Source organism: Acidobacteriota bacterium, from assembly GCA_003225175.1.
Classification (GTDB): Bacteria; Acidobacteriota; Terriglobia; order Terriglobales; family Acidobacteriaceae; genus Gp1-AA112.
In genome coordinates this window covers 1-8,771 of the sequence record QIBA01000130.1, presented here as the reverse complement: position 1 = coordinate 8,771, position 8,771 = coordinate 1, and the positions used below count along the sequence as shown (strand labels likewise).

At 53.9% G+C, this 8,771-nt stretch carries 10 protein-coding genes and 1 pseudogene; 6 read left to right on the top strand and 5 right to left on the bottom strand.

The features are described from left to right. Positions 1 to 135 precede the first annotated feature (135 nt). From DMG62_23500 to DMG62_23485, 4 genes are all read left to right on the top strand, one after another. Positions 136 to 1,584, top strand: coding sequence for a hypothetical protein (locus DMG62_23500; GenBank protein PYY20500.1), 1,449 nt, complete (start codon positions 136 to 138; stop codon positions 1,582 to 1,584). A gap of 251 nt (positions 1,585 to 1,835) precedes the next feature. After that, complete coding sequence (locus tag DMG62_23495; GenBank protein PYY20499.1) at positions 1,836 to 2,174, top strand: hypothetical protein; 339 nt, start codon at positions 1,836 to 1,838, stop codon at positions 2,172 to 2,174. A 594-nt stretch (positions 2,175 to 2,768) separates the two neighbouring features. After that, complete coding sequence (locus DMG62_23490) at positions 2,769 to 2,981, top strand: hypothetical protein (protein PYY20498.1); 213 nt, start codon at positions 2,769 to 2,771, stop codon at positions 2,979 to 2,981. 470 nt (positions 2,982 to 3,451) lie between these two features. Further along, positions 3,452 to 4,417, top strand: a complete 966-nt coding sequence (locus DMG62_23485) for a Virginiamycin B lyase (protein ID PYY20497.1) — start codon at positions 3,452 to 3,454, stop codon at positions 4,415 to 4,417. Positions 4,418 to 4,581: 164 nt separating this feature from the next. On the opposite strand, the pseudogene DMG62_23480 reads toward DMG62_23485, so the two are convergent. After that, positions 4,582 to 4,792, bottom strand: a pseudogene (locus tag DMG62_23480) (hypothetical protein). Between the two features lie 371 nt (positions 4,793 to 5,163). Between DMG62_23480 and DMG62_23475 the strand changes: the two are divergent. Continuing rightward, positions 5,164 to 6,576 (top strand): hypothetical protein, encoded by a 1,413-nt coding sequence (locus tag DMG62_23475; GenBank protein ID PYY20496.1) that lies wholly within the window; start codon positions 5,164 to 5,166, stop codon positions 6,574 to 6,576. On the opposite strand, the gene DMG62_23470 is transcribed toward DMG62_23475, so the two are convergent. From DMG62_23470 to DMG62_23460, 3 genes are all read right to left on the bottom strand, one after another. Further along, positions 6,563 to 6,781, bottom strand: coding sequence for a hypothetical protein (locus DMG62_23470; GenBank protein ID PYY20495.1), 219 nt, complete (start codon positions 6,779 to 6,781; stop codon positions 6,563 to 6,565). The two genes, DMG62_23475 and DMG62_23470, sit on opposite strands and share 14 nt — an antisense overlap. Before the next feature lie 145 nt (positions 6,782 to 6,926). Beyond that, positions 6,927 to 7,178, bottom strand: a complete 252-nt coding sequence (locus tag DMG62_23465) for a hypothetical protein (protein ID PYY20494.1) — start codon at positions 7,176 to 7,178, stop codon at positions 6,927 to 6,929. A 129-nt stretch (positions 7,179 to 7,307) separates the two neighbouring features. Beyond that, complete coding sequence (locus DMG62_23460) at positions 7,308 to 7,580, bottom strand: hypothetical protein (protein ID PYY20493.1); 273 nt, start codon at positions 7,578 to 7,580, stop codon at positions 7,308 to 7,310. Here DMG62_23460 and DMG62_23455 point away from each other — a divergent pair. Further along, a complete protein-coding gene (locus tag DMG62_23455; GenBank protein ID PYY20492.1) occupies positions 7,571 to 7,903 on the top strand; it encodes a hypothetical protein in 333 nt (110 codons plus the stop codon). The genes DMG62_23460 and DMG62_23455 overlap by 10 nt on opposite strands. 79 nt (positions 7,904 to 7,982) lie before the next feature. Here DMG62_23455 and DMG62_23450 read toward each other — a convergent pair whose 3' ends face one another. Next, on the bottom strand, positions 7,983 to 8,624 hold the full coding sequence (locus tag DMG62_23450; GenBank protein ID PYY20491.1) for a hypothetical protein: 642 nt from the start codon (positions 8,622 to 8,624) through the stop codon (positions 7,983 to 7,985). Positions 8,625 to 8,771 lie beyond the last annotated feature (147 nt).

Genomic DNA, 8,771 nt, shown 5'->3' with positions numbered 1-8,771 from the left:
GCCCCGAACGACGCCGATTCAACTGTGTGTCCAGACCCGACAGACGAGAACCTCTGGATAGCCGGTCCGGTGGTCGTCGATAAGTCGACAAGCTCACCCCATAACCACAGGGTCTACATTCCATTTGAGCGGCTCGTGGGAACAAACTTCCAACTCTACCTCGCTATTTCCGATGATTTCGGAAACACATGGACGCGCCACAAAGTGAAGGATTTGGGTCCACATAATCCGGCCAATATTTTCCCGCAGCTGACGATTGATACGGCTGGCAACCTGTATTTCACCTGGGCCCAAGCTCAGACGTTCGTTCCAGGCTCGTCGGCGAGTGAAGGCGAAACAGACGTGTTCTATGCTTTCTCTACTGGTGGCGGCATCGAAGGTACTTGGTCGCCGGCGATCAACCTAACCAAGGAAACGGGCGACTCGGCCGTGTTCCCGTGGATGGTGGCGGGTAGCCCTGGACAGGTGGATATCGTTTACTACAAGTCGAACAGCGGTCTTAACCCGAATATCGCGTTCTACGACAATAGCGGTAATCCGAACGACAGCTGCACAGCCGCGGGGCCAAACTGCAATCCGAATACGACGGTGTGGAACGTCTACTTCGGGCAGTCGCAGAATGCTCTCAATACCGGCCCGAACTTCAAGAGCGTGCAGATCTCGGATCACCCAATACATATTGGCGGTATCTGTACTAACGGCACCGGCTGCCAGAGCGGCGATCAATCAAACCGAAACCTGCTCGACTTCTTCACCGTTGATGTCGACCACGTGGGAGCGGCCTACGTGACCTGGGCGGATGACAACAACGGGCGGCACGATACCCGGCAGTTCTTCTCGCGACAGCTGTCCGGAGCCAGCATCTTCAAAGCCCAGAACATTGCGGCGATGAATTCTTACCCGATCACCGATCACGCGGTCACCGACCAGGCGGGCGATGTGTTCGATGCCGAAGGCTTGGCGGAACCGGTCGCCGCTTGTGCGCCCTCAATGGATATCCGTGCCGTGAACGCGACACGCAACAGCAGTAATACGAATATGATGACTGTCACGATGACGCTGGGGGCAGCGCCAACGGCCGCGAATGCAATACTGTGCGCCAACGTTCCAGGTAGCGCCACCGGTGGGCTGTGGGGCGTCGAGTTTTGGGCTGCAGCCGTGCCTAATGCAGCGCAGGACAGGCAATTCCCGAACAACAACTTCTACATTGCCTATCGCGATAACCCCGGAGATGTGACCGCACCGACGCCGGGCGTTGAGGCGGGTTCAGTCAGCGGATTGTCGCCGAGCCTCACCCACTTCGAATTCGAACGCTTTGAGGCGGGCACGCTCGGAGGTACTTGCACCTCTTCCGGCATGGTGAACCCATTTGCACCGACACCGTGCACAATCACTATGACGGCCGACCTATCTGTCCTTGGGATTAAGTCGGGAAGCATCCTGGCGGCGATCAGTGGCTTCTCGGTGTATTACTTCGGAAGTGCGACCGAGCCCCCCGGGTTCCGGGTGCCCCTCGGTAACTCGAACCTCGCCGACGCGGCTACGCCGTTCGACTTCAACGGCACGGGGACGATAATCAAGTAGCTAATTCAGAGGGAAGGGAGATCGGCTGGGTTATCTCTTCTCTATGATATATAGTCCGCGCGGTGAGAGTAGGTTCTTGGTGCGCCAGTTCACCACCATCCCTCGCGCGACGGAGCGCGCGAACTTGGACCCTGGGAGTGCTAAGTTCCGTGTGCGCCCTGTGCGCGACGCCTGCCGCCACTACTTCATCGCCCGGTAGCTCAGCGGCGCCTGAGCCCAGTTTGCCCCCATGCGCTCAAGCTGGGCCCGCGGTGAGCATTCCGGCAGAGTTCCCGAAAGATTTTCCTCTGCCGCCCGGCACGGTCATCACTGCTACCCGCGAGGTGGGACCCGCGATCGTACTCGAAGGCTTCGTTCCGATGGAGCTCCCAAAGGCAACGCGCTTTTTCCTGCAAAAACTAACCGCGGCTGGCTTTCGGCTGGGTCGAGGCGAGGCCGAGCGTGGCGAAGCTGAAGACCGTTTCATCGGTAAGGGCATCATAGGTTCTTTCAGACTGCGCAGCATAGAACACTGCGTCGGCGTGCTACAGTTGGTGATCACGGTCCAATCCGCTCCGGCCACTGCATCTCCCAGTGCTCAACCACATTGAGAAAGAACAGTGGAGGCGAGCGGTCCGAAAGAAAAAAAAGAGCACCGCTTTTGATCATGGAAGGATGATTTAACACACTCTCAAGTTTGCCCGGGGGTAAAGGAAGCGGGACTCTTTGCCCCATGCACCACGTTTCGCTGCTTTCGGTTCGTTTTGTAGGTCGCGCAAAATGGGCCAGGTATTCGCGTGAGTCGCGTCCATCGGGCAGCGGTGTTCGTGTTCCGTGGATTTGTGCCAGTCCTGCTGCGACAAGCAATTCGTTCACGCCCTTTCCGTCTGCCGTGTCGACGATTGCGTAATACCGCAAATTGCGCTGCGCCCCAACGCCCGACGCACAGCCGCCATGGAAGTGACTGGAATAAAGAACTGGGCCTGACGGCAGGTTAGCATTATTTTTTCGACCGATTACCCAGGCTCCGTGCGCCCCTGCACCGCCGGAGGTTTTTCTATTTGTGGGCCGCGAAGAACGGCTCATCATGCCTTGTGGAACGCGAACACACGGGCGTGATCCACTCAACCACCTCGCGTGAAGCAGAACGGAGGGGCAAAATGCCAAAATTGAGACATTATAGCCCGCAGCTCTCAAGGGACCTCGTGTCCAGATTGTATCGTCAAGCGAAAGCTCAGCGAATTCCGATGACGACTCTTGTGAACCGAATCGTCGAGCAAGCGCTCGGAAATAACAAGCGTATCAACAGACGGAAAGTAGCGGAGGAATCACGAAATAACACAACCGGATTAGCAATATTTCGGTTCGATAACTTCAACCTCTCAGGCCCGGCCATTCGGTCGGGACTTCTTTTTTAAAACCCTTAACTAACAACACAGAAAGGGACCAACAAAATGGCAGTTAAACTCATAGCAAACTATGCGAAACGTCTTGGTTTACCGGGATACAGTTCGCACCAATTCAGCGTCTCGATTGAGACCGAATTGCAGAATCTCGACAACGTACGCAAAGAAAGCGCACTCCGCCTGATGGCTATGGCATGGAGGCGGACAAGAACGGGGTCGCGAAGTGAAAATAAGGTAGTAGCGAAACTCTGAAAGACTTCGCGAGCGCCGCAGCTGGCTGAGCAGGACATTTGACGCTTCGCGCGCATCCCATTCACCCGTTGGGAGCCATTCAAAAAGTAACAACTGTGTTACATTATTTCGCTTTACGGACATCGACGGAGGATGGTCCGTTTCTGAAGGGGCCACGCAATTCGGTAGCCCTTCACATTCAAACCGCAGAAAGGAAAATTACCATGAAAATGCGAATACTATTAAATAAAATGGTGCTTAATGGCACTCTCCTTGCGCTGGGTGCCCTTGCGCCACTGGCAGACGCAGCCCCGGCCTTCAAATCGTTCCGCATCCCTACCGCTAACAGCGAGCCGGAGGGCATCACTTTCGGACCCGACGGCAACATGTGGTTCACAGAGGCAGCCGCCAACCAGATTGGCCGCATTGATCCGAAGGGCAATATCACGGAGTTCGTTGTTCCGCAGGCAAGTTCTGCACCGGAGGCCATCACTGCAGGAGCAGATGGCGCTCTGTGGTTCACTGAAGCATCTGGCTTCCCCGAAGGCATCGGCAGGGTAACGACCGGCGGTGTATTCACCGGATTTGCCCCCGACTGCGCTGGCGGGCAGCCCTGCAGCCTGACCCCCGGCGGAATTGCCGCCACTGCAGATGGGTTGATCTGGTTCACCGATGAAATTAGCAACTCCATCGTCAAGCTGGACCCCGCGACCGGGATCATGACCTTCGTTGCAATCCCGTCCAACGGCCGCCCAACAGACATCACGCTGGGTCCCGATGGCGCGCTTTGGTTTTGCGAAGGCATCTCCGAGATGATCGGCCGCATGGATGAAGCCGGGAACTTCACCCTGTTTGGCCCTGTGACTGGTCCCAACGATCCCATTGACATCACGACGGGTCCCGATGGCAACCTGTGGTTCGTTAACAAGTTCGAAAACATTATTGGGCGGGTCACCACCCGCGGTGTGATCACCGAGTTCACAGTGCCCACCGCCAATGCCCAGCCAGAGGATATTACGGCGGGACCGGACGGCAATCTGTATTTCACTGAACCGCCTATCAATGAGATCGTGAAGATTACCCCCAATGGTGTCTTCACGGATGTGCAGTTAATAAAGCCTGCCGGCAGCCCATGGGGTATCGCCAGAGACGCAGCCCGCAACCTTTGGATCACACAGATCGATGGCAACAAGGTCTCTAGACTACTGATCCCTTAGCATCCGTCCAGAATCAGCCCAGCCTACTTCCATTAGCAGCTCCGTTAGAAGGGCAATACGGAAAAAGCAACCACGAAGTCTTGATTCCCTGCATTCGAATGGGATGCGAGGCAGAACCACCCCCTGCGACACGAAATCGGAAGTTCCACCCGGCAATTTTTTTATCAGTCTGCTTTCGCAGTGTTAACAGGAAAAGCTTTTAGGAACTCTTCTGAATCGGAAACCCAGCCAAGCAATACCTCGGTATTTAAAAGAGATGCTTCGTGGTTCGTTCTCGGCAAGTAAAACGCAAAGATAGTCTCTGAACATCGCGTCTCTTACAGTCGATTCCACGCAAATGTTTGTAGTTACGCCCGTCACAATCAGATATTTGATTTCTAATTCAAGAGAGAGTTTTTGCGCACGTTTTCACCAGCCTGCGCCACGTTGCGGACGCTAGGTGTTTCGGCTGATCAGCATTCGCACTGCCTTACGCAGAATTGCGCACTTTTGCAGTAAAGAATTTTCAGACCGTAGAAAACGACCGTGAAATATTCAATCTGGCGATTCGCCTTGACAAAGCTAGGACACTTACAAGAATCACGTAACCAACCGGATCTAGAGTTAGGCTAGGAATTGTTCCCCGCTCGGTTCTTCGCCTCCTGTATCCGGTTTTCGAAAATTCATTCAGCAGAGGAAAGGAAGAAGGGAATCATGAATCCACTGATCCGAATCAAAACAACAGTTGTCGTGCTGGCGTTGTTTAGTTGCGCCGCGCTTGTCGGCGCACAGGGGTTACGGCCATTAAAACCACTCCCGCCGAAAAAGAACGCGAGGGAATTCACTGCGGCTGCCGCGCTCGCGCCAAATTCGCCGTGGCAATTANNAAGCTGACGCCTGATCAGTTCGGCAGTTATGTGAATGGGACATGGACACAGCTGGCTTCAACACCAGCCGGATATAGCCCGCTTTATCATTCGTCAGCTGTTCTGCCTGACGGCCGTGTCATCATTGAAGGAGGCGAATACAATTTTCTCAATGCGGTCTGGACTAATTTGGGAGCGATCTATGATCCGCAAACCAACACCTGGACGATGGTAAATCCTCCAACAGGTTGGTCCACCATTGGCGATGCACAAGGCGTCGTTCTCTCCAATGGAACGTTCATGCAGGCCAACTGCTGCACGAATCAGGCAGCTTTGCTTAACCTTAGTAATTTCAGTTGGACGCCGACTGGTTCAGGAAAATTCGATGTCAACGACGAAGAAGGCTGGACGCTGCTGCCCAACAAAAAGGTGCTCACAGTGGATGCGTACGTTTTTCAGTACGACGCCAACGGCACTAACTCGGAAATTTACGACCCGGTTACCGGCTCTTGGTCGAGCGCGGGCAGTACTATTGTGCAACTCTGGGATTCTGCTTTTCATTGTGGCGGCAAGAATCATGCTTCGTTCGAAGTGGGACCTGGAGTTCTGCGACCGGACGGGACCGTCTTCTACACGGGAGCAAATCGTTGTAGTGCTGGTCACACCGCCATCTATGACTCGCACACCGGCGGCTGGACTGGGGGGCCGGATTTTCCGGGATCGCTCGACATTGCAGACGGCCCTGCGGCACTCGAGCCGAATGGGAGGGTTCTCATGATGACAAGCCCCGGTATCTTCAATACGCCATCTACCTTCTTTGAGTGGGATGGCTTGCGCCTCACGGAAGTTTCGCCAGCTCCGCATGCATCAGACGATTCTTCTTTCTATGGCAATTTCCTCGTGTTACCAACCGGCCAGATCCTTTTCACCGACTTCTTTTTTGTTTCAGTTTACAATCCTCCCGGAACCTACAATCCTGCATGGGCGCCGACGATCCAATCCGCACCTAACAGGGTAAGCCAGGGCGGTTCGTACATGATTTCTGGCTACCGCTTTAACGGGATGTCGCAAGCAGCGGCGTACGGAGACGACCAACAAGCCGCAACGAACTATCCGCTGGTGCGCATTACTAATAACAGAACCGGACATGTGTTTTATAGCCGCACGCACGACCACAGTAGCATGGCTGTTGCTTCTAATGACTTGGTCTCTACTCATTTCGACGTACCGTCCACGCAAGAGCGCGGGCCTAGTTCGCTCGTTGTCGTGGTCAATGGGATTCCCTCTGACCCGGTCGCCATTACGGTGAATTAACGTTCCGAAGTTGACGATGAATCACCGCCTGTAGTTCCATAAACGCAGTTAGCACTTCATCGGCGTGCACAATAAAGCGTCCCGCGTCTTCACGCTCTGCGGCCACAACCCAAATTGATCGGCCTTTAGCATCCGTAGTCGCCATAGAGCCACAATTCCATCCAGCATTGCGGAGATTTTCGATGATGATTTCCCAATATTTCATTCAATCGCTTCGATTTTTATGATCCGGTGAATTTCCCATGCCGTCGAGCGCCACGGATGATGAAATCCGTTGGTGCCGAAATACTGGATCGTTGAGCCGACGTCTGCGCTCCCGTTGTGGTCATCGTCCCACATGAGATAGCCAGTCACACGAATCTTCTGCGCCTTGTGCCCCGTCGCTTGAAAGCGCCTGTCCTGTAGCCGGAAAAATCCGGCGAGCGACTGAATGCGAATACCTTCACGATACAGAGCCTGCTCCGTCCTGGGCGTAATCTCACAAATGATTGGAGTCGGATCGCCGACTTGCGGTGCGTGATCGCTTGGGTCTTCAAATATTTCAAGATGCCAATCGTGAAACGTGGCATTGCCGCAATTTGTTGTTTCGGGCGGTCCTGCATACGCGAGGTTAAGCCAGCCGGTGAGCGATACGATCTGCTTTTCGAGTGAACTCAGTTGGTCCTTTTGTTCAGCTGTTAGCCCCGAACGGCGTTTGCCCTGAGCATACGCACCATATCCACTAAGTTTTTTTAAGAACGCAGCGGTATCCAGGAACTCAATAGGTCCACCGTTTGATTCTCTGGCGAGCGATTCTTCATCCGATTACGCTCCATGGCGTCCATCATCTTCGCGGTTCCCTCTGCTCGATCAAGACAGTCCCAACTCGCGACATCCAAGTCCCTCAGTTCAAGATCCTCGGCCCCGCTTGTGACGGAAGTCGCGATGACTAAAAGGAGCGCGATCCAAAGAGGAAATATTGACCTCTGGATGTGAATACGTTCAATTGAACAGAATGCGCTCACGGCAACTTCATGAGGCTCTGGAGAAACTTACCAAGGCGATTCGTGAAGTGAAAGCCGTTGTCGAAACTATGCGCGCTGAGCACGACCCGCCAGCGTCACACATCTTCATCTCACGCCGCCACTATCAGAACTTATCCGATACAAAGAGCGGGAAGCGGCGCGAGATGTCGGCGCAATTAAGCTGGCAAACTGCTTGCGAACTCGGGTTTCGCGGCAACCTGGACGAATGGGAGCGGTTGATGGGTGATATGGGCTGCTGGAACTGTCCAGGCGATGCAATCTTAACGTCTTCCCGTACCGCGTTCACATTTTCCGATGATTAGATTAGGTCTAACGAAAATTAGATCAGCTACGCCTTCCGGGAGCGAGGCTGATTCGGAATGAACCTATCGAAACGCGCCTTTAGACCGTTCCAGCCGTTTTTCTGCTGATGCCGAAAAAGGCCAATGCCGCCAAAGCGATTCCCACCAAGGCGAGCGTGCCACCCGAATCAGGAACAGACCCTACACCGTGCCCGATAAATCCATTATTCGATTGATCCGGATTCAGCTCGATTCCCGTTAGAACCAGTTGAGGATCTCCAACGATCTTGCCGAAAAGCTCAGCACTCGCTGTACTGTCTTCAAATACGTTAAAAGTCTGAGGGAATGCACTAAAACTAAGGAAGTCGGCGTCCTGAAACTTGAACCGTGGGTCTAGCCCATCATTTGGAAGAAAGTGATTGGCGGTCGACAAGAAATCGACACTTGAGGTACTTGGGTCAACACTTCCACCCTGTGTCGAATTAACCGAAAGCGTCAGCGTAGCGCCGAAAATTAATGTCTCTCGGAAACTGTTACCATTTGTATAAGTTAGTGTGCCTAGATCAAATACTTGGCCGGGCGCCACACCGCTGAAACTCTTACCGGTGAAAGTAAGAGTGCTTGGATCACGGTCTCCCCACGTGATGGCATTCGTCCCGAAGCCAGTGAAGACCCCGGTCGCGGTGTTATCGACGGGAATCAGCGTCTTGCCGTCCAGATCAATCACTACCCCGGTTAAAATGGGCTCGAAAAAACCCCGGAGATGCTACCGCTGTTGATCGTGTTAGCACCAACATGAGTTGCTCCTGCATAAGAGATTAAGGCTAAAATCAGCAGCACTGCAGTGCGAGTGTGCAAACGTTTGAAGATTGTGAATGGAGGGTTGGGT